The 20,442-nt window shown below is 53.2% G+C and carries 22 protein-coding genes; 6 read left to right on the forward strand and 16 right to left on the reverse strand.

Going from position 1 to position 20,442, the window contains the following annotated elements; genetic code table 11:
* From cheW to flhD, 6 genes are all read right to left on the reverse strand, one after another.
* Window positions 1–504 (reverse strand): chemotaxis protein CheW, encoded by a 504-nt coding sequence (gene cheW, locus IM282_RS16505; protein ID WP_003859699.1) that lies wholly within the window; start codon window positions 502–504, stop codon window positions 1–3.
* A 19-nt stretch (window positions 505–523) separates the two neighbouring features.
* A complete protein-coding gene (gene cheA / locus IM282_RS16510; protein ID WP_063199231.1) occupies window positions 524–2,533 on the reverse strand; it encodes a chemotaxis protein CheA in 2,010 nt (669 codons plus the stop codon).
* Between the two features lie 4 nt (window positions 2,534–2,537).
* Window positions 2,538–3,467: a flagellar motor protein MotB gene (gene motB, locus IM282_RS16515; RefSeq protein WP_022648511.1), complete on the reverse strand. Its 930-nt coding sequence runs from the start codon at window positions 3,465–3,467 to the stop codon at window positions 2,538–2,540.
* Window positions 3,464–4,351, reverse strand: a complete 888-nt coding sequence (gene motA, locus IM282_RS16520; RefSeq protein ID WP_003859696.1) for a flagellar motor stator protein MotA — start codon at window positions 4,349–4,351, stop codon at window positions 3,464–3,466. The genes motB and motA overlap by 4 nt, the downstream gene beginning before the upstream one ends.
* A gap of 123 nt (window positions 4,352–4,474) precedes the next feature.
* On the reverse strand, window positions 4,475–5,053 hold the full coding sequence (gene flhC / locus IM282_RS16525) for a flagellar transcriptional regulator FlhC (protein WP_022648512.1): 579 nt from the start codon (window positions 5,051–5,053) through the stop codon (window positions 4,475–4,477).
* A gap of 2 nt (window positions 5,054–5,055) precedes the next feature.
* Window positions 5,056–5,406, reverse strand: a complete 351-nt coding sequence (flhD, locus tag IM282_RS16530) for a flagellar transcriptional regulator FlhD (RefSeq protein ID WP_003859693.1) — start codon at window positions 5,404–5,406, stop codon at window positions 5,056–5,058.
* 796 nt (window positions 5,407–6,202) lie between these two features.
* Here flhD and uspC point away from each other — a divergent pair.
* Window positions 6,203–6,631 (forward strand): universal stress protein UspC, encoded by a 429-nt coding sequence (gene uspC / locus IM282_RS16535; protein ID WP_022648513.1) that lies wholly within the window; start codon window positions 6,203–6,205, stop codon window positions 6,629–6,631.
* 15 nt (window positions 6,632–6,646) lie between these two features.
* Here uspC and otsA read toward each other — a convergent pair whose 3' ends face one another.
* The 6 genes from otsA to IM282_RS16565 all read right to left on the reverse strand — a co-directional run bounded on the left by otsA (window position 6,647) and on the right by IM282_RS16565 (window position 13,446).
* Window positions 6,647–8,071: an alpha,alpha-trehalose-phosphate synthase gene (otsA, locus tag IM282_RS16540; protein ID WP_022648514.1), complete on the reverse strand. Its 1,425-nt coding sequence runs from the start codon at window positions 8,069–8,071 to the stop codon at window positions 6,647–6,649.
* Window positions 8,046–8,849, reverse strand: coding sequence for a trehalose-phosphatase (gene otsB / locus IM282_RS16545; RefSeq protein WP_022648515.1), 804 nt, complete (start codon window positions 8,847–8,849; stop codon window positions 8,046–8,048). The genes otsA and otsB overlap by 26 nt, the downstream gene beginning before the upstream one ends.
* Window positions 8,850–9,002: 153 nt before the next feature.
* Window positions 9,003–9,983, reverse strand: a complete 981-nt coding sequence (gene araH, locus IM282_RS16550) for an L-arabinose ABC transporter permease AraH (protein ID WP_045623500.1) — start codon at window positions 9,981–9,983, stop codon at window positions 9,003–9,005.
* A gap of 14 nt (window positions 9,984–9,997) precedes the next feature.
* On the reverse strand, window positions 9,998–11,512 hold the full coding sequence (araG, locus tag IM282_RS16555; protein WP_192970652.1) for an L-arabinose ABC transporter ATP-binding protein AraG: 1,515 nt from the start codon (window positions 11,510–11,512) through the stop codon (window positions 9,998–10,000).
* 71 nt (window positions 11,513–11,583) lie between these two features.
* The gene (gene araF / locus IM282_RS16560; protein WP_063151904.1) at window positions 11,584–12,573 is read right to left on the reverse strand and encodes an arabinose ABC transporter substrate-binding protein AraF; all 990 of its coding nucleotides are present in this window, start codon (window positions 12,571–12,573) and stop codon (window positions 11,584–11,586) included.
* Between the two features lie 315 nt (window positions 12,574–12,888).
* Window positions 12,889–13,446, reverse strand: coding sequence for a DJ-1/PfpI family protein (locus IM282_RS16565; RefSeq protein WP_045308667.1), 558 nt, complete (start codon window positions 13,444–13,446; stop codon window positions 12,889–12,891).
* A gap of 504 nt (window positions 13,447–13,950) precedes the next feature.
* Between IM282_RS16565 and IM282_RS16570 the strand changes: the two genes are divergently transcribed.
* Together IM282_RS16570 and IM282_RS16575 are read left to right on the forward strand one after the other, a co-directional pair.
* A complete protein-coding gene (locus IM282_RS16570; RefSeq protein WP_192970653.1) occupies window positions 13,951–14,454 on the forward strand; it encodes a non-heme ferritin-like protein in 504 nt (167 codons plus the stop codon).
* 141 nt (window positions 14,455–14,595) lie between these two features.
* The gene (locus tag IM282_RS16575; RefSeq protein ID WP_022648521.1) at window positions 14,596–15,939 is read left to right on the forward strand and encodes an anaerobic C4-dicarboxylate transporter; all 1,344 of its coding nucleotides are present in this window, start codon (window positions 14,596–14,598) and stop codon (window positions 15,937–15,939) included.
* A gap of 80 nt (window positions 15,940–16,019) precedes the next feature.
* Here the strand turns inward: IM282_RS16575 and IM282_RS16580 are convergent, their stop codons facing one another.
* Together IM282_RS16580 and azuC are read right to left on the reverse strand one after the other, a co-directional pair.
* Window positions 16,020–16,271, reverse strand: a complete 252-nt coding sequence (locus tag IM282_RS16580) for a DUF2766 family protein (protein ID WP_003859683.1) — start codon at window positions 16,269–16,271, stop codon at window positions 16,020–16,022.
* Between the two features lie 106 nt (window positions 16,272–16,377).
* Window positions 16,378–16,461 carry a stress response protein AzuC gene (azuC, locus tag IM282_RS16585; protein ID WP_003859682.1) on the reverse strand — a complete coding sequence of 28 codons (84 nt, stop codon included), beginning with the start codon at window positions 16,459–16,461 and terminating at the stop codon, window positions 16,378–16,380.
* Window positions 16,462–16,675: 214 nt separating this feature from the next.
* Here azuC and IM282_RS16590 point away from each other — a divergent pair, with 214 nt between their 5' ends.
* Window positions 16,676–18,094: an MFS transporter gene (locus tag IM282_RS16590; RefSeq protein ID WP_192970654.1), complete on the forward strand. Its 1,419-nt coding sequence runs from the start codon at window positions 16,676–16,678 to the stop codon at window positions 18,092–18,094.
* A 41-nt stretch (window positions 18,095–18,135) separates the two neighbouring features.
* On the opposite strand, the gene IM282_RS16595 is transcribed toward IM282_RS16590, so the two are convergent.
* Window positions 18,136–18,774: an RpiB/LacA/LacB family sugar-phosphate isomerase gene (locus IM282_RS16595; protein WP_003859680.1), complete on the reverse strand. Its 639-nt coding sequence runs from the start codon at window positions 18,772–18,774 to the stop codon at window positions 18,136–18,138.
* A 245-nt stretch (window positions 18,775–19,019) separates the two neighbouring features.
* Between IM282_RS16595 and yecR the strand changes: the two genes are divergently transcribed.
* Entirely contained in the window at window positions 19,020–19,358 is a 339-nt protein-coding gene (yecR, locus tag IM282_RS16600; RefSeq protein ID WP_063842110.1) for a YecR family lipoprotein, read from the forward strand.
* Between the two features lie 200 nt (window positions 19,359–19,558).
* Window positions 19,559–20,056: a non-heme ferritin gene (ftnA, locus tag IM282_RS16605; protein ID WP_022648525.1), complete on the forward strand. Its 498-nt coding sequence runs from the start codon at window positions 19,559–19,561 to the stop codon at window positions 20,054–20,056.
* A 36-nt stretch (window positions 20,057–20,092) separates the two neighbouring features.
* Here ftnA and IM282_RS16610 read toward each other — a convergent pair whose 3' ends face one another.
* A complete protein-coding gene (locus IM282_RS16610; RefSeq protein ID WP_063148562.1) occupies window positions 20,093–20,332 on the reverse strand; it encodes a YecH family metal-binding protein in 240 nt (79 codons plus the stop codon).
* Window positions 20,333–20,442 lie beyond the last annotated feature (110 nt).

Below are 20,442 nucleotides of genomic sequence, written 5' to 3' on the forward strand. Positions count from 1 at the left end.
TTATGCCACGTGATTCGCCGCAATATCCAGCAGCGCCATCTCTTCGCTGTTCAGCAGCTTCTCAATATTCACCAGAATCAGCATACGCTCGCCGAGCGCACCCAGCCCCGTCAGGTATTCCGTCGACAGCGTGACCGCAAACTCCGGCGCAGGACGGATTTGATCGGCGGTCAGCGACAGCACATCTGACACGCCGTCCACCACAATCCCCACCACACGCTGCCCCAGATTCAGAACAATCACCACCGTGTTATCGTTGTACTCCACATCGCCCTGGCTGAACTTCACGCGCAGATCCACGATAGGCACAATCACACCGCGCAGGTTGGTCACACCCTTGATAAACGCTGGCGTGTTCGCGATGCGCGTTACCTGATCGTACCCGCGAATTTCCTGCACTTTCAGGATGTCGATACCGTACTCTTCATCACCTAAAGTGAAAACCAGGAATTCCTGCCCAGATGGCTCGCCCGCCAGTTTCGTTACGTTACTCATACCGGTCATGTTATTACCTTTTACTTAATCAGGCGGCTGTGTTCGCCACACGTTGTTCACGATTTAATCCCTGAAGTGCCGATACATCGACGATCAGCGCGACGCTACCATCACCCAGGATGGTGGCAGCAGAGATCCCCGGCACTTTGCGGTAGTTACTTTCCAGGTTCTTAACCACCACCTGATGCTGACCAATCAGCTGATCGACCAGCAGCGCGTAGCGGCGTCCGGCGCTTTGCAGGATCACAACGATACCCTGCGTGGCCTCGGTTTTTGCCCCGTCCACTTCGAACACTTTCCACAGTTCCACCAGCGGCAGGTACTCGCCGCGCACTTCGAGCACGCGCTCGCCGCCCGCCAGCGGATGCAGATCTTCTTCGCGCGGCTGGAGGGATTCCATCACCGCGTTCAGCGGCAGAATAAAGACTTCATCCGCCACTTTAACGGACATGCCGTCAAGAATGGCCAGCGTCAGCGGCAACAGGATACGGATCGTGGTGCCCGCGCCCTGCTTAGACTGGATCTCAACGTGACCGCCCATCTCCTGAATGTTACGTTTCACCACGTCCATGCCCACGCCGCGGCCGGAAACGTCGGTGACCTGCTCTGCGGTTGAGAAGCCTGGGGCAAAAATCAGCATGCCCACTTCTTCATCAGTCATGTTTTCGTTGACCGCCATGCCCTGCGAAATCGCCTTCGCCAGAATACGCTCGCGGTTCAGGCCCGCGCCGTCATCGGTCACTTCGATGCAGATGTTGCCGCCCTGATGTTCTGCTGACAGGATCAGGTTGCCCACTGGCGATTTTCCGGCTGCCACGCGGTTTTCCGGCAGCTCAATGCCGTGGTCGAGGCTGTTACGCACCAGGTGCGTTAACGGGTCGATAATGCGTTCAATCAGGCTCTTATCCAGCTCGGTGGAGCTGCCCATCAGCGTGAGTTCGATCTGTTTGTTGAGCTTGCTGGCCAGGTCGCGCACCAGGCGCGGGAAGCGGCTGAAGACATATTCCATCGGCATCATGCGGATGGACATCACCGATTCCTGCAAATCGCGGGCGTTACGTTGTAACTGGCCCATGCTGGTGATGAGATCGCCGTGGGTCACCGGGTCCAGCTCGTTGGAGCGCTGGGCCAGCATCGACTGGGTGATCACCAGTTCACCCACCAGGTTGATCAGCTGATCCACTTTCTCCACCGCCACGCGAATGCTCGTTGACTCGCTGGAGCGCGCCGCCGGTTTTTCACCGCGGGCCGGGGCGGCCGTCTCTTTGGGCACGGCTTTCAGTGCAGGGGAAGCGGCAACTACCGCAGGGGCAATTTCTGCCGGCGCGGGCACTTCAACGGCCGCCGCCTCGGTTTCAAACGCAATTTGATCCGCTTCAATCACGAAGCACAGCACCGCCACAATGTCATCCTGGCCGATCCCGCCGTCGAGCGTCGCGGCCAGGCTGTCTTTACCCTTCACCACGTTGCTGAGCGTCGCCAGGTTACCCAGCTCCTCTTCCAGCAGGTTGACCTCGTTCTCTTTCAGCCGTGACAGCACTACGCGCAATTTTCCTGCGGGCGCATCAGGCGCACTGTCTGGTTTGGCCGCGGCGTCAACAACGCTCAGTTTTGCCGCAGGGACAACGGGCGCAGACGCCTCACCTTTGGCTTCCAGCGCTAACTGACGCAGCGCGTTGCAGATGTATTCAAAGCTGGCGGCATCAGGCTCTGCCGAACTTTTATAGGCGTCGAGCTGTTCCTGCATAATATCTTTCGTTTCCAAAAACAGGTTGATAATGTCGGTATTGAGCTGCATCTCACCGCGTCGTGCTTCATCCAGCAGGTTTTCCATTAAATGGGTCGTTTCCTGCAAAATGGTAAATCCAAACGTTCCGGCTCCGCCTTTAATGGAATGCGCCGCACGGAAGATGGCGTTGAGCTGTTCTGAGTCCGGTGCCTCGGGCACCAGATCCAGCAAATGTTGCTCCATATCGGCCAACAATTCGTCGGCTTCATCAAAAAATGTCTGGTAAAAATCGGTAATATCCATGCTCACGCTATCACCTCGGATTGGCTGGTGGCGATGTTGGAACGGCAGCCGAAGGGACGGCCCCAGGCTGTTTTAAATCGTCCAGTGACTCATTCTGACTTTCGGCGTTTTCATGCAGGATGGCCTGCTCCGCCTGCTGGTTCAGCACTAAAAGACTGATACGACGGTTGATGGCGTCATCCGGTCCGCGGTCGGTCAGGCGCATGGTTGCAGCCATGCCGACCACGCGCAGGACCTTGCCATCATCAAGCCCACCCGCCACCAGCTCGCGACGCGAGGCGTTGGCGCGATCGGCAGAAAGCTCCCAGTTGCTGTATCCCTTCTCTCCCGTGGCGTACGGGAAATCATCCGTGTGACCGGAGAGGCTAACGCGGTTCGGAATGCCGTTCAGCACCGGTGCGATCGCACGCAGAATATCGCGCATGTAGGGCTCCACGTCGGCACTGCCGGTTTTGAACATCGGTCGGTTCTGGCTGTCGATGATCTGAATACGCAGCCCTTCCTGCACCAGGTCAATTTTCAGATGCGGACGCAGCGCGCGCAATTTAGGGTCCGCCTCAATCAGCTGATCCAGGTCACCGCGCAGTTTTTTCAGGCGCGCCTGCTCCATCCGTTTTTTCAGCTCGTCGATGTTAGGCTGTTTTTTCACTTCGCCCTGCTGCTGGGTGTAATCGTCACCGCCGCCGGGGATCGGGCTGTCGCTGTTCGATATGCGCGGCCCGCCGGTGACCGCCGTCGCCAGCGGCGTTCTGAAATATTCCGCAATCTGAATAAGCTCTTTCGGGCTGGAGATGGAGATCAGCCACATCACCAGAAAGAAGGCCATCATGGCGGTCATAAAGTCGGCGTACGCGATCTTCCATGAGCCATGAGAACCGTGCCCGTGCCCCTTATGCTTGCGTTTTTTTACGATGACGATCGGATGGGACTGGTTTTTCATGCGTCCTCAGTTGTCGTCTGTTGGTTTGGGTTTTTCACCGCACGCACGTGTTCTTCAAGCTCGATAAACGACGGACGTTCGCTGGAGTAGAGCGTCTTACGGCCAAATTCGACGGCGATCGGTGGCGCATAACCGTTGAGGTTTGAGAGCAGCGTAATTTTCACGCACTGCATCATTTTGGTGGTTTCAGCGCTCTTCTGGCGCAGCACGCTCGCCAGCGGGGAGATAAAGCCGTATGCCAGTAAAATACCGAGGAACGTCCCCACCATTGCGTGGGCAATCAGGGCGCCCAGTTCAGCCGCCGGGCGATCCGCCGAGGCCAGGGCATGAACGACGCCCATGACCGCCGCCACGATACCGAACGCCGGAAGCGAGTCGCCCACCAGCGCCAGGCTGTTGGCCGGAACTTCGGATTCGCTCTCGTGGGTTTCGATCTCTTCGTCCATCAGGGCTTCAATTTCGAAGGTGTTCATGTTGCCGCTGATGATCAGTCGCAGGTAATCGACGATAAAATCGAGCATCATCGCGTCAGCCAGAATACGCGGGTAGCTGGCGAAAATTTCGCTCTCTTTCGGGTTTTCAATGTCCCGCTCCAGCGAGAACATTCCTTGCTGACGTGACTTCGCCATCAGGCGATAGAGCAGCGCCAGAAGATCCATATACATGCTTTTGGTGTATTTCGAGCGACGAAACAGCAGCGGAATCGCCTTCAGCGTGCCCTTAATCGATTTACCGTTGTTACCAACGATAAAAGCCCCTACCCCTGCACCGCCGATGATGACAAGTTCAGCCGGTTGATAGAGTGCTCCAAGGTGCCCGCCGGTCATCATGTAACCGCCGAAAACTGTACCGAGAACTACCAGGTAACCTAATAAGATAAGCACGACATCATCCTTCCGCTAGTGACTATGGCAGGACGTTCATTTCGAGCGCGTGACCTGAACGCAGGGTAAAAAAAAGCAGCGGTAATCGCTTACCGCTGCTGGAATCTTGCCCACAGGTTCGGGTTAAACAGCGTGTTCGATCTGTTCATCCAGCAGTTGTGGAATAATATCGGCAGCATCCCGGGAAAGTTTACGTCTTTTTACGGCTCGGGATGGAGGCTGGCATAAACTACAGGCGAAGCTGCCCGCAGGCTGGTGCGCGTGGGTAATAAAATTGCCGTCACAGCAGTTGCAGCGCGACAATTCAAGCATTCCGCTTTCAACAAAACGCACCAGCGTCCAGGCGCGGGTCAGCGCCAGCAGGGGTCCCTGTTCCTGCTGCGGGCATTGCTCAAGGTAAAGTTTGTAGGCTTTAATCACGGCATCCACGCCGCTGCATAAGCCCGTTTTAAGCAGGTACTGCCAGGCGTTACAGAACATGGAAGCATGGATGTTCTGCTCCCATGTCATGAACCAGTCAGTCGAAAACGGCAGCATGCCTTTTGGCGGTGGGCTACCACGCAATTCTTTGTACAGCTTGATCAAACGACCACGGCTCAGTTGCGTCTCGCTTTCCAGCATTTGTAAACGCGCACCCAGCGTGATGAGTTCCATTGCCAGCTGGATATCACGGGCTTCCTGAACAATGCTTTTTTCGCTCATTGTTAAGCCCTTTTCTTCCGGGCTACGTCGTCAGGCTGGCTGATTTCGTTGAGCAGGCGGGTGGAGAGAAGAATACCGGTGTGGATCTGTTGCAGATCGTCCACGCGGGATTCCTGAGTCAGACGCGTAATGGTCTGCGGGTTATCGAAACGGAACTGGCAGACAAGCTGATTGGTTTCAGCCAGCTTGACCATCTGCGGAAGTGTTAATCCCCCCAGCATGGTTGCCATCTCTTCGTTAACACCCAGACGAAACATCGCTGACGGTTTGTCCTGACTAATCAAACGCTGCGCGAGCAATAAATACGACAAATTGATGTCGTAAATATGTTTTAGCAACTCGGATGTATGCATTTTTCCCATCCCGAATAACCAACTATTATTTTTATGCGGAAAGACCGCACCCCGTGATGTCGCCGGGAAATCACCCGGTATAAAAAGAAAAGGCCAAATGCATAGTTGAATTTAGGTTTGTACGTCGTAAAGCGCGTGACCGGTTAACATGGCCAAAATGTCGGTTACACATTTTATCTTTTCTTACAAATAACTAAGATTTTTCCTAATTCGACGCAAACTCTACTCGTCAGTTTTGACACATACAATGCAGCCCCCCCTGGAATTTAAAAAAAATGTGATCTGCGTCACATAATTTACGCGAATGTAACCTATAAATCCATCAGCGCGACTTGTAATTTGGGTGTTTTTTATCCAACCCAAGCTTGTTTATATTCTTCAGGAACGAATACTCATGCATCCGGACGGGGGAATTGGGTCTGGGAAATGTAAAGACAGGGCAAATCCGCATTGATCTGCTATGGGGAAAACTTCACGCTGAAACTACCATTAATTAATAAAGTAAAAACAGTGGGTTAACGCTGGTAACACAAAAATCAGTTTCGTTGCGTAACGATCTACGCCGGGTTGATGATGAGTTAAGGCGTGTTAACCACCCGGAAGGGAAAATGTGTAATTTACGTTAAGCTGTTAATTTTTTTCATTTAGGCCATCTTTTCAGTTATTCTTCTTATAAGAATAATTAATGAATAATTATGATAAGCTTCACACTAATGACGCATTCACCTCTTGCAGTAATGACAGTTTCGCGGTAAAGCTGGGGAAACTTGTCATTCTGACATCAAAGGAGTGCGTGATGAGTTACTCCCATCTGCTTGTTTCAGTTGCTGTTTCTCCCGAAAGCCACCAGCTTGTCGCCCGAGCCGTATCCATCGCCCGCCCCGCCAATGCCCGCATCAGCCTGATCACGCTGGCCGCGGAACCCGAAATGTATAATCAGCTGGCTGCGCCGATGCTGGAAGATATACGTGAGGTATTGCAGGAGGAAACGCACCAATTCCTGCAAGAGTTGGTGGAGAGGGCAGACTATCCGATTCATCAGACCGTTATCGCGACCGGTGAATTAAGCGCGCATATACTCGACATCTGTCAGAAAGAGAATATTGACCTGGTTATTTGCGGAAATCATAACCAGAGTTTTTTTTCTCGTGCGGCATGCTCGGCAAAATCTATCGTTTCGTCAAGCCAGGTTGATGTCCTGCTGGTGCCTCTTGGGGGCAATTAATGCCCCCGGAGAAAATCAGGCGAGTTTAGGGAAGGTCGCGATCTTTTTTTGCAGATCACCTTCCTGACTTTGCGGCTGGATCGCGCGCAAATCGTCAATAAAACGCGCCTGCCAGCGGTTAATATCATTCTTCATGATGGTCTCCATCATTTCCGAATGGCGTGAAATACGTTCCGCAAGCGGCATAGTTAACGCACGGTTCAGGGCATTTGCCACGTCATCGCGATCGTAAGGGTTTACAATCAGCGCTGAGGTTAACTCGTTTGCCGCACCGGCAAATTGAGACAGCACCAGCACACCCGGGTCAGCAGGATCTTGTGCTGCAACATACTCTTTTGCCACCAGATTCATCCCGTCGCGCAGGGGCGTGACCAGCCCGACGTCCGCATAGCGGAACACTTTCATCAGAATTTTGCGCTCAAAGTGCTGATTCAAATAGAAAAGTGGTGTCCAGCCAAGCTGCCCGTAGCGCCCGTTGATGCGCCCTGCTTCGGTCTCAAGCTGGTGACGGATATCCTGATAGGCCTGAACCTCACCGCGCGAGGTCGGCGCTATCTGGGTATAACGAATCTTGCCGTGATGCTGCGGGAATTTTTCCAGCAGGGTTTCGTACGCGAGGAATCGCTCCGGCAAACCTTTGGAATAATCAAGTCGTTCAACCGAAAAGATATTCTTAACGTGCTTGAGTTCATCCTTAAGCTGGGCAAGCTTCGGAGGCAATGGACCGGAGGCCTGCTCGGCAATTTCGTCTGGCTCAATACCAATCGGGTAGACCTCGGTATGGAAATTACGTCCCCACGCGGTGTGAGATTTGCCGCCGTGAGTAACCAGTCGGGTTTTACCGGACACGCTGTCGAGGAAGGCCAGCCTGTCGTTTTCCGTCTGGAAACCGAGCAGGTCGTAATCAGACAGCGCCTCAAGGATCTCTTCATGCTGCGGCAGTGCCGTGAAAATCTCCGGCGTCGGGAAAGGAATGTGTAGGAAAAAACCGATTCGGTTATTCACACCACGTTTTCGCAGCTCTCTGGCGAAAGGCAGCAGATGGTAGTCGTGGATCCATAAAATATCGTCTTCTTCGATCAGCGGCAGCAGTTTATCTGCCAGCAGCGCATTAACGCGCATATAGCCTTCATAGGATTCACGCTGGAATTTCACCAGGTCCAGACGATAGTGAAACGCTGGCCACAGCACGGCGTTTGAGAACTCGGAATAATATTCATCATAGTCCTTCTCACTGAGTGCGAAGGAAGCCCACGTGATATTGCCCCGTGACACCTTTTTAAGCGGTTTCTCATCATTACTGATTTCCCCGCTCCAGCCAAACCAGAGTCCACCCGCGGCTTTGAGGGCACCTAATACCCCGACCGCCAGGCCACCGGCACTGGCTTTTTTATCATCCGGCGGTGCGATGCGATTAGAGACGACGACTAAGCGACCCATAATGATTTCTCCCGTTGTTTTGCGCTATTTGTTGTTGTTGCTGGTTAGCGACATCAGATATCCACTGCCAGACGCTGGCGACGTTTTCCAGCCGCCATCCGGCAACGGTTTCACCCGGCCCTACCTTGACAGACATGCCACTGGCCTGGTTTACCACGCTGAACCCGGCCTCGTCGGTCAGGTCATCCCCAAAAAATACTGGCGTACGCCCTTTAAACGGCGCTTCCGCCATAAACGCTGCAATGGCAGCGCCTTTATTAATTCCTGCTGGTTTAATCTCGACCACACATTTACCGGGCTGTAACGCCAGCTCCGGATGGGCTTCCGCCACGCTTCTTGCTACCGAAAAGATCGCCGCCTCATGGTGAGGCGCCTGACGGTAGTGCAGCGCAAAGGCCATGCCTTTGGCTTCCAGTTCCGTACCGGGAAGCAGTTCCAGAGCAGAAGAGAGTTGCGCATGCAGCGCCTGAACCAGCGTATCGGGGAGTGAAACTATATGCAGTTGATCATGGATATCGCGGCGCTCCGCTCCGTGCACACCGGCCAGCGGAAAGTGATAAGGACTGGCGAGCACATCCAGCTCGGCCATTGAGCGCCCTGAAATCAATGCCAGTGCCCCCTCGTTCTGTCGGGAGAGCTGCTGCAAATTCTCTAACACCAGATCCGGTACAACGACGTCGTCAGGATGCGGTTCAATTCCGGCGAGCGTCCCGTCGAGGTCAAAAAAGAAAGCAAATTTTCCGGGCAGTACAGGCGGTGCGGTTAACAAGTCAGCCACCCTAATCCTCCTTACAGTGAACAAAACAGCCATGTAAGTATAGACAGTGTGACGGCGCTCGCCATTTAGCAACGGGCCCGTCAGCATAACTGGCGGGCCGGTCAGGGAGTCAACTATGGTTAATAGTTGAGCAGATAAGTGGCTAAAAATAAATCAGATGGTACGCTTCGCTTTTTGCTTGTAACGGTCGAAGATCACTGCTGCCAGCAGGATCAGGCCGCGTACGACGTACTGAGAGAACGGAGAAATATTAAGCAGGTTCATGGCGTTCTCCACGGTCCCCAGAATCAGGATCCCCGCCACCACATATGAGATTTTTCCGATGCCGCCCTTGAGGGATACGCCCCCCAATACGCAGGCTGAAATGACAATCAGCTCATAACCGATAGAGGTCATTGGCTGGCCACTGGTCATACGCGACGCCAGAATAATCCCCGCCGCTGCCGACACAAGCCCGGACAGCACGAAGATAATGATCTTGGTCCGTACGACCGGGACACCCGCCAGACGCGCCGCTTCCTCGTTCCCGCCAATCGCCAGGGTATTACGACCAAAGGTGGTGCGGTTAAGCAGGAAACCAAACAGGATCAGACAGGCTACTGTCAGCCAGATAGGCGCAGGCAAGCCCAGCCAGTTGGCATAGCCCAGCGTAAAGAAGCGCTCGTCTTCAATCCCCACCGCCTTACCGTCGGAGATGATATAGGCCAGACCGCGCACGATTTGCATGGTCGCAAGCGTCGTGATCAGGGCGTTAATCTTCAGGCGCGCAATCACAAAGCCGTTCACCAGACCGCTCAGCACGCCGAGCATCAGCCCCGCCAGCACGCCGATCCACAGGCTTTCGGTCATATTGATCACCACGGCAGTGGTGACCCCGGCACAGGCAATCACCGAGGCGACCGACAGGTCAAAATCGCCGGAGGCCAGGCAGAATAGCATTCCGCAGGCCACCATGCCGGACATGGAGATAGCCAGCCCCAGCCCCTTCATGTTGATGAAGGTCGCAAAGTTTGGCACAAAAATCGCGCACGCAACGAACAGGGCGGCAAAAACCACCAACATGCCGTACTGGTCCCAGATGCGGCTAAAACTGAAAGCCGACTTCGGCGCTCCGGATGTAGTAACAGAGGACATTATTGACTCCTTACTCAGGCGACAGCCTGGCTAACTTTAGGCATGGCGAGACTCAACGCCTGTTGTTCATTCGCCTGTTCATGCAGCAATTCACCGGCAATTTCGCCTTCACGCATCACTACAATGCGGTCGGCGACGCCCAGCACCTCGGGCAGATCGCTGGAGGCGAACAGCACCGCCACGCCGCGTTTTGCCAGCTCATAGATGACGTTATAGATTTCGTGTTTCGCCCCCACGTCGATACCGCGCGTTGGTTCATCCAGCAAAATGACCTTCATGTCTTCCGACAGCCAGCGCCCCAGAATGGCTTTTTGCTGGTTGCCGCCGGACAAATTCATGATCAGCTGTTCAGCCCCGGGAGTTTTGATGTTCAGCGAACGGATATGGTGATCAGCGTTGCTCGCCTCCCAGCCGTCGTTAATCAGACATCCCGCGCGGATGAACTTGCGCCGGGCAGAGATGTTGATGTTGTCGCGCACCGAGTGCACTGGAATAATGCCTTCGGCCTTTCGATCCTCTGGACAGAGCATGATGCCCGCGTTAATCGCCTGCGCAGGCTTCTGTATATCGACCTTTTTCCCGTCGACGAAGACCTGGCCCTGGGTAATGCGCGTACCGCCAAACAGCCCTTTCATCAGCTCGCTGCGCCCTGCCCCCACAAGGCCAAACAGCCCGACGATTTCGCCGCTGCGCACCGAGAGTGAAATAGGTGTGCGCACGCCTGGGGCTTTAACGCTATCCAGACGCAGACGCTCAGGGCCGTACTCGCGCGGCTTCCAGTGGTAAATATCCCCCAGATCGCGCCCGACCATCGCCTGCACCAGCTGGTCATGATTGACCTGCTGCATATCGGTGAAGGTGCGCACGTAGCGGCCATCCTTAAACACGGTGATGGCATCGCTTAAGGCAAAAATCTCTTCCATACGGTGGGAGACGTACAGAATGATGCGGCCCTCTTTGCGCAGCTCGCGGATCACGCGAAAGAGGTTTTCAATTTCACGCGCCGAGAGCGAGCTGGTTGGCTCGTCAAAAGCGATGATCTTGGCGTTACGCGCCAGCGCTTTGGCAATTTCCACCATCTGCCACTGGCCGATGGAGAGATACTTAAGGGGCGTTTGCGGATCGACATCCAGCCCAAGGTGCCTGAGCTGCAAGCCCGCTTCATAGTTGAGCAGCGAGCGGTTGACCACGCCGCTTTTATGCGGAAGCTGGCCCAGGTAGATGTTCTCCGCCACGGTCATTTCAGGAATGAGATGCAGCTCCTGATAGATGATGGCGACGCCCGCGTTTAACGCTGCCGTGGTATCGGCAAAGGCCACCTCTTCGCCGCGAATGGTCAGCGTGCCGGTGGTGGGCGTGTAGTTGCCGCTGAGAATTTTTAGCAGCGTGGATTTTCCCGCGCCGTTCTCCCCCATCAGGGCATGAACCTGACCGGCATAGCAGTCGAAGCTGATATCGGTCAGCGCGTTTACGCCGGGGAATGTTTTACCGATGCCGCGGAAAGAGAGATACGGATCAGACTGTTGCATAACGACTCCGTGATTCCTGTAGTGTGTACGTCAGGCCCCTCACGGCGTGTGAGGGGCGCAATCACAGCGTATTACTTACCGCCCAGTCCTTTTTTCGCCAGCTCCTCTTTGAAATTATCGCGGGTGATCAGCACCACATCGGTCACTTCGGTGAATTTCGGCGGCTCAACCCCCTTGGTCACCCAGTTGTAAAGCATTTCGCTGGATTTATAGCCGTGGACATCCGGGCTTGGCAGCAGAGAGCCGTAGAAGCCGGTCGCCTGCGCTTTAGACAGTTCGCTCACGGCGTCCACGCCGTTGATGCCGATCCCGATAATGTCCGGTGCTTTAAAGCCCTGGCCTTCCGTTGCACGCACGCCGCCCAGCACGGTGTTATCGTTCATCCCCACCACCAGCCAGTGTTTCACCTCCGGATGCTGGACGAGCATAGAGTTCGCCGCATCAAAGGCGCCCGGGATATCGTTGGATTTGGTCGGGACTTTGTAGATTTGTTTTTCCGGGAAGCCAGCCGCTTTTAGCGCTTCCATGGAGCCCGTGGTACGACGACGGGCGGTATCCAGCTCGTCAGCGGTAATCGCCATCACGGCGGTCTCTTTTACATCCCAGCCGCGTTTTTGCATCTCTTTATAGAGCTCCTGGCCCTGACGCTCGCCGATTTTGGTGGCCGCCATCATCACCAGCGGAACGGTATCCATCGGTTTGCCTTTGGCATTCACGAACTGATCGTCCACCGCAATCACTTTCATGTCATAACCGCGCGCTTTCGCGGCAATCGCTGAACCCAGCTTTGGATCCGGCGTACAGATAACGAAACCTTTCGCGCCGCTCGCCGCCAGGCTATCAATGGCGTTAAGCGTTTTCTCGCCGTCAGGTACGGCGATTTTAATTACCTCAAATCCCAAATCTTTTCCGGCTTTATCAGCAAATTTCCATTCGGTCTGGAACCACGGTTCTTCCGGCTGCTTAACCAGAAAGCCGAGCTTTAAATTTTCAGCGATAGCGGATTGTGACATAACGGCAGCCAGGCCGATGGCCGCCAGCGCTTTAGTAAATTTGTGCATGGTAAACTCCAGCTTTAGCATTCTTATCTGTAGGGAATAATGGCGAACAACTTATTTAATCGGACTTAAAACAAGGCATTAGCGCTTACCTCGTTATAAGCGTTATTGCTGGAGATAGTTTTAGCGGGAAATTAATCATCCATAAGAGAGCGACATCACACCGCAGAATTACAGTAATTGCGTACATAAATTCAGCGGAAAATGACATAAAAAAGGACGTAATTGTCCTACAAATGGAAAGGAGTTAAGCAGGATTATCCATAAGGTCAGCTAAGAAATCCCTGTAACCCGGACGCCGTAGCGTCCGGTAGAAATTTACCAGCGGTAATAGATGTGTTCAGCATGATCGCGCACGGGGGCATCGTCGCCCAACAGACGCGCAGAGAGCGTCAGCGCAAAGTCAAAAGCGTGCCCCAGTCCCTTGCCGCTGATGAGGTTGTTATCCTCCACCACCGGCGCATCTACATATACTCCATCATCAACGGTCTGCCACAGATCGCCGGAACAGACGTAGCGCCGCCCCTTCAGTAGCCCGTTTGCGCCCAGCACCCGCGCGGCCGCAGAGCAGATCGGGCAGATGAGTTTGCCGTGCTCGTCATGCGCGGAAACAAAGCGTATCACCTCCTGGTTAGCCGCCAGATTGATACTCCCCTGCGGCCCACCGGGTAACACGACCGCGTCATACAGCGTATTAATACGTTCCGTTAAGGTACTGTCAGCCACCATGGGGATATTGTGGTAACTCACTACCGCACGGGACTCCGCGCAGGCCAGCGTTTCCACCTCAATCTGCAAGCGACGCAAGATATCCACTGTGATAATCGCTTCTGCTTCTTCAAAACCAGGTGCCAGCAGCACCGCAACTTTTGTCATCATAAACCCCTACAAGTGAAAAGATATAAAACATCGTTTCATTTTCCAGATTTGTTAGATAACAATCTTACGACGCGATCACAGAACCGTATATTGCGGGAAAATTGATTTAGCTCAAATTTGCTACAGCAGGATATATTTGCAGTTATTATTTCTGATTTAACACTTTCACAGAATTTCCCGCCACAGAAGGTTTCCTGAAACGATAAAAATGGGAAGCACTGATTTTAATATCATTAAAATCATAAAGATAAAAAATATTTTATCTCGCCACCTGTTTTCTGTTCTGCGCTATATTTAAATTTGTAATGTATGGTAAACACAGCCCAACTAAGAGTTTTCTTAATTCAAAGAGAAGCGTATGCTTATTTAAATCGAACACAGGACGTGAATTTTCGAGTTTGTTTACCTTGCAGAAATCTTTTTCTGTTATTCAATCGTCAGTACCTGCCGGGTCAGGTTTAGTAGCGGACATCAAGTCCCACAGTCAATAAGGATATGAGTATGACTACCCAAACGATGATGCAAAAACTGAATGCCCAGATGAACCTGGAGTTTTATGCTTCAAATCTGCATCTGCATTTGAGCGCCTGGTGTTCCAGAAAAAGCCTCAACGGCACTGCCACCTTCTTTCGTACTCAGGCGCAAAGTAACGTCACGCACATGATGCGTGTCTTTAACTTTTTGAAAGCCATCGGCGCCAATCCCACAGTCAAAGAGCTTGAAACGATTGAAGATAATTACTCCTCTCTGGAGGAACTGTTCCAGAAAACGCTTGAAGAGTATGAGCAACGCTGTACAAAGCTGAACAAGCTGGCCGATGAAGCCAAAGCGCAACAGGACATCATTACCCTCAAGTTTTTACGTGATATGGACAGAGAGCAGCAGCACGATGGCATGCTGCTGAAAACGCTCGCAGACGAAATCCGCAACGCGAAACGCGCGGGGATCTGTCTGGAGCAGACGGACCGCCATCTTCTCGACATAGCTACCGTGCAACACCACTAAGTTCCTTCACCCGCTCCCGTCAGGGAGTGGGTGCCAACTCCCTGCTTTTGCTGACATTTAACAAATCAGATCTTGCTCCCAATGAATAACCACACATCGTGTAATGATTTGTTTAATTACATTCATTAACGAGGGAGCATCATGATCACCATTGAGTTTATTGTCATTATCCTCTGCCTGCTGGTAGGTACCCGCTTCGGCGGGATGGGCCTGGGGCTGATAAGCGGCATCGGCCTGTTTATTTTAAGTTTTGTCTTTGGTCTGCAACCCGGTAAACCGCCGGTTGACGTGATGCTCACGATCCTCGCCGTCATCGGCTGCGCGGCCACACTACAAACCGCCGGTGGCCTGAACGTGATGATGCAATTCGCAGAGCGCCTGCTGCGTAAACATCCCCAGCACATCACCCTTCTCGCGCCGTTTACCACCTGGATGTTAACCTTTCTCTGCGGGACCGGCCACGTCGTCTACACTATGTTTCCCATTATCGCGGATATCGCCCTGAAAAAAGGCATTCGCCCGGAACGGCCGATGGCGGTTGCCTCGGTGGCCTCTCAGATGGCGATCACCGCCTCCCCCGTTTCCGTGGCCGTCGTTTCGCTGGTCTCAATTCTGGGTGCGCAGCACGGTATCGGCCACGCGTGGGGGATCCTCGAAATACTCGCCGTTTCCGTACCGGCCTCACTGTCTGGCGTCGCCATTGCGGCACTGTGGAGCCTGCGCCGGGGGAAAAACCTCGCAGACGATCCTGAATTTCAGGAAAAGCTGAAAGATCCGAAACAGCGGGAGTTTATCTATGGGGGAACGGAGACGTTGATGGATCAGCGTTTCCCTAAACAGGCCTACTGGTCAACGTGGATCTTCTTCGCCGGGATTGCCGTTGTGGTCCTGCTGGGTGCGTTGCCCGAGTTGCGTCCGGCGTTTGAGATCAAAGGCAAAATGACGGCCCTGTCGATGAACCTTGTCATTCAAATGATGATGCTTATTGCCGGGGCCATCATGCTGATGACCTGTAAGGTTAATGCGTCGGCCATTTCAAACGGAGCGGTATTTAAGGCGGGGATGGTCGCCATCTTCTCGGTGTTTGGCGTGGCATGGATGAGCGATACCTTTTTCCAGGCGCATCTCGACGAACTGAAAATGGCACTGGAGGGGGTAGTGAAGAGTCATCCCTGGACGTATGCCATCGTGTTGTTTCTGGTGTCGAAACTGGTCAACAGCCAGGCCGCGGCCTTGACCGCGGTCGCCCCGATGGGGTTGATGTTAGGCATCGATCCGAAAATGCTGGTGGCCTTCTTCCCGGCCTCCTACGGCTACTTTGTGCTGCCCACCTATCCGAGCGATCTGGCCTGTATTGGATTCGATCGCTCCGGCACCACCCGCATCGGTAAATTCATCATCAACCACAGCTTTATTCTGCCGGGTCTGATTGGCGTCAGCTGTGCCTGCGTGGTGAGCTATCTGCTGGTGCAGACGTTCTTTTGAGCCTTCTGTGGGCGACAGACTCTGTCGCCCTTCGACGTAAAATCAGAAAACGGTTTCTAATTTTAAAACATCGGTTTATTTTAATGTGACTCACCCTGCGGCGTGAAGCGCAGTTCAATCAGCGCGATCGCTTTCTGGATCGCGCGGAGCGTAACCGGGTCCGCCGCAGCAGGATGATTGGTGAAATCGATGTTTTTTAGCTGGGTCGACATCTTTTCGCGTACCTCAACCGGCGCGATAACGTCAATCACATCAAGGATTTGTTTGATAACCAGCTGGCAGGCGACGACGTCAGATACCAGTTCCTGATCGGCGCTCAGGTTTTGTGACATGGGGTTCTCCTTATTCAAAGGCCGCCATAGTAGCAAAACAGACGCCCTTCCATCTCCCTCTCGTCGTCCGCAGACATAAAAAAACCTGCCGAAGCAGGTTTTTTTATCAGAACATCGCACCCGGTGGGACGTCTTTAAACGTTGTGCAGTAGTTAGCCCACATGCTTTTCAGGATTTTGCGCAGTTTCATTATGTTGCTCCAGTAACGTGTTATGCAGGTGTTATTATCAATACGCTTATAATATGACCGCCATCACAAAAATCAATCATTTTGTGACCTGCATCACGGTTAATAAACCCTCGGTGCTGCCGGTTTGTTAAAAAAAGGCACGATAAATCCGCACGTTACAGACTTATAAATTCCAGTAAATTTTTATAAAATTTTTTGAGCGGGCAGGAAGAGAATGAGTGAAAACGTATCCGGCAAAGAGAGCCGTGGATTAACGCCTGCGGCACTGCTGGTGGCCGGTGCTTTCTTTATGGAGTTTCTGGACGGGACGGTGATCGCCACCGCATTGCCGGATATGGCAAAAAGCTTTGGCATACAGGCCGTGGATCTGAATATCGGCATCAGCGCCTACCTGATCACCCTTGCCGTGCTGATCCCCGCCAGCGGCTGGATCGCCGACCGCTTCGGCGCGCGAAAAGTATTTGCCCTCGCGCTGGCGATCTTCACGCTGGCCTCGGTATTTTGCGGCCTGTCCACCACGCTCGAGGAGTTTGTCGCAATGCGCGTCTTCCAGGGCATGGGTGGCGCGCTGATGGTGCCCGTGGGTCGCCTGGCCGTGTTACGTACAACGCCAAAGCATCAGCTCATCACGGCAATCGCCACCCTGACGTGGCCTGCGCTGGTCGCGCCGATCATCGGCCCGCCGCTGGGCGGGTTCATTACAAGCTATGCCGACTGGCGCTGGATCTTCTTTATTAATGTGCCGCTGGGGATAATCGCCATTTTGCTGGCACTGCGAATCATTCCGGACCTGCATGAAGATACGCGCCGACCGTTTGACTTGCCGGGTTTTGTGGTCACCACCCTTGCCATGGTGAGCCTGGTTTATGCGATGGAGTTGATGGGCGCAGAGCCTCTGCGGACAGAATTAACCGCCACGCTGTTTATCGTCGGTGTCGTCGCGTTGAGCCTGGCGCTTCGCCACTTTAAGCGGGCAACCTGGCCGATGATCAGGCTCGATGCGATGCAAGTGCCGACGTTTCGCGTCACCCTGTACGGCGGATCGCTGTTTCGCGCCTCCATCAGCGCGGTTCCGTTCCTGTTACCGCTGATGTTCCAGGTCGGCTTTGGCATGGACGCGTTCCATTCTGGCCTGCTGGTGCTGGCCGTTTTCGTAGGCAATCTCACCATTAAACCGGCGACGACGCCCCTGATCCGCAGCCTGGGGTTTAAGCGGCTGTTGCTGATTAACGGTTCACTGAATGTCCTGGCGCTGCTGGCCTGCGCCTTTCTTACGCCGCAGACTCCTGTGTGGCTCGTCATGCTGATCCTCTATCTGGGTGGCGTTTTTCGTTCGATCCAGTTTACAGCCATCAGTACGCTGGCCTTTGCGGATGTACCCTCTGCGCAGATGAGCTATGCCAATACGCTGTTTTCAACCGCAACGCAGCTTGCCGTGGGACTTGGGATCACGCTCGGGGCAATTGGTATTCGTATCGGGGAAAAAGTCAGTGAGACGATGGGGATTGCCGGCATGCCGGGAATGAGCTTCCGGCTGGCATTTGTGGCGATCGCGCTGATCTGCCTGGTGGGAATGGTTGACACGCTGCGTCTGACCAAAAATGCAGGCAGCGCGGTATCATCGAAAAAGTAAGGCTCTGTGCCGGGCGGCAACGCACCGCCCGGCAAAGGAAATCAGCCAACAATACCGCGCACGAAGGCTTCGATCTCTTTGTCCTGGCAGTTCTCGAAGAAGCACTGCTGGAAGCGCTGGCCTGAGACGGCGGTTTTAACCAGCTCAGGATCGATTGCACGCAGGGTATCCAGATAGTTTTCTTTTACCACCGCCGCTTTCACCTGGTTCAGAATACCGGCGTTACGCACCTGCGGCTCCTTACGCTCTGGTGGATAGCCTTCGCCATTGCGTCCGGTAAACGCTTTCTCAAAGATAAAGCGTACGTTCAGTTCTGCTCCCCAGCCGAAGCCTTTCGCAAACGGCAGAGAAAGCGCGTTACCGTTGTTGATTTGCGCAAACAGGAAAGCATCCGCAGGATCGATGCAGTAACCGCAAATCACACCCGGATGGATGTTCAGGGACATTAACGCGCCCTGCCCGGTACCGCAGCCGGTGACAACAAAATCAACGGCTTTAGCGTTAAGCAGAATGCTCGCCATGATGCCCAGGTGAATATAAGTGAGATGATGATCGTTCTCATCACTCATACCGACGTTATAGACCGGGAAACCTTTCTCATCAGCAACGGCTTTCAGCTCATTAAGGATGATGGGATTCTTAGCGGCCTGGCTGTTTTCCATCATCAGTGCAATTTTCATCTTGTCTCTCCTGAATGCATGGCGGGCGATCCCGCTGTGGATACCTTTTCAACTTAACCTTACTATCAAACAAACGCACTTTCAAATTAAGTGAAAACTTGTTTTAAAAAACAAAGATGCGCTCACAATTTCGCGCGGTGGCCCGGCTCGTTGTACAGTGAAAGGGCAGATCCTCCGGCTATTCCGGCCATTGCGTCCCGTCGCGTTGGTTACAATGGCGTATTTCCCGTCACGCAGAGTGAAACATGAAACGTGTAATCATAGCCGGAACGATACTGTTGCTCGCCGGGTGCAGCATCAACCGTCAGGCAGAAGTCAGTAGTACGGATGCCCCAAACGGAATTGTGCGCCTCGACTATGGCCAGACCATGCTGCAAAACGCCTGGTCTGATGACTATGTTAATAACGGTACGGCAACAAAGGCCTGCCAACACATGGGCTACGCCTCCGCGTCAGCCTACGGGCAGCCGATTAAAACCTGCACCCTGATCAGCGGTTCACTCTGTCTGAACGAAAGTGTGACCATTCAGTATAAATGTCAGGGATATGCCGTTACCTCTTCCAGCCAGAATCCGTGGTATTAACCGCGACTGCCAGTCACGCTGGCAGTTTATTTAATAAGAACAAAAACAATTCTCATTAATAAATACAAATGGCGGCAATGCGTTTTATTCCCATTCGTATTTTTAATAAATAAATATTTATTTTACTTTTTGCAAATAATTAAATAACAAATTATAGTGTCGCTCATCGTGAACCAGAATTAATAAAACGGAGCTGCACCATGTTAAAAACTGAAATGATCGACAAGCTCAATGCGCAAATGAATCTTGAGCTATTTTCTTCCCTGCTTTATCAGCAGATGAGCGCCTGGTGCAGCTATCACAGCTTTGAAGGGGCTGCCGCCTTCCTGCGTCGTCATGCCCAGGAAGAGATGACGCACATGCAGCGTCTGTTTGATTACCTGACGGACACCGGCAGCCTGCCGCGCATTGATAACGTGGTATCGCCTTTCGCCGAGTACGGCTCTCTTGATGAACTGTTCCGTGCCACCTATGAGCACGAACAGCTGATCACCCAGAAAATAAATGAACTGGCTCATGCCGCCATGACCAGTCAGGATTATCCAACCTTTAATTTCCTTCAGTGGTATGTGGCTGAACAGCACGAAGAAGAGAAGCTGTTTAAATCCGTGCTGGATAAATTATCTCTGGCAGGTAAATCCGGGGAAGGTCTGTACTTCATTGATAAAGAGCTGTCGACGCTCGACACGCAGAATTAATAGAAAAGCGGTGCTGAGTTTTCAGCACCGCTTTATTCAATGACGGCAAATTTTACTTTCGTACGTGGAAAATCCGTCTGCTGCCGGAATGAATTTTCCGCGCGCCGCCAGAAACGCCACCAGCTCCGCGGCTGTCATTTCCGAAGCTGAACAGGTATGGAAACGCGCCGCTTCGCCAAAGCGGGCATGTATCGCCTCAACCAGACTCTCCTTCGTATAACGCTCACCTGACTCAATCATCATATTCAGCACGTCGTGTCCGTGAATTGACATCATTACCTCTCGCAAATAAAAAGCAGACTAAATGCTCCCTCCACGGCACGCTTTGCGCTGGCGCAGGTTCCCCCTTTCTTTTTGTAAATTAATCATTACACCCTATGTAACGG

The sequence above is a fragment of the Enterobacter cloacae complex sp. P29RS genome (genome assembly GCF_014893445.1).
GTDB classification, from domain to species: Bacteria; Pseudomonadota; Gammaproteobacteria; order Enterobacterales; family Enterobacteriaceae; genus Enterobacter; species Enterobacter intestinihominis.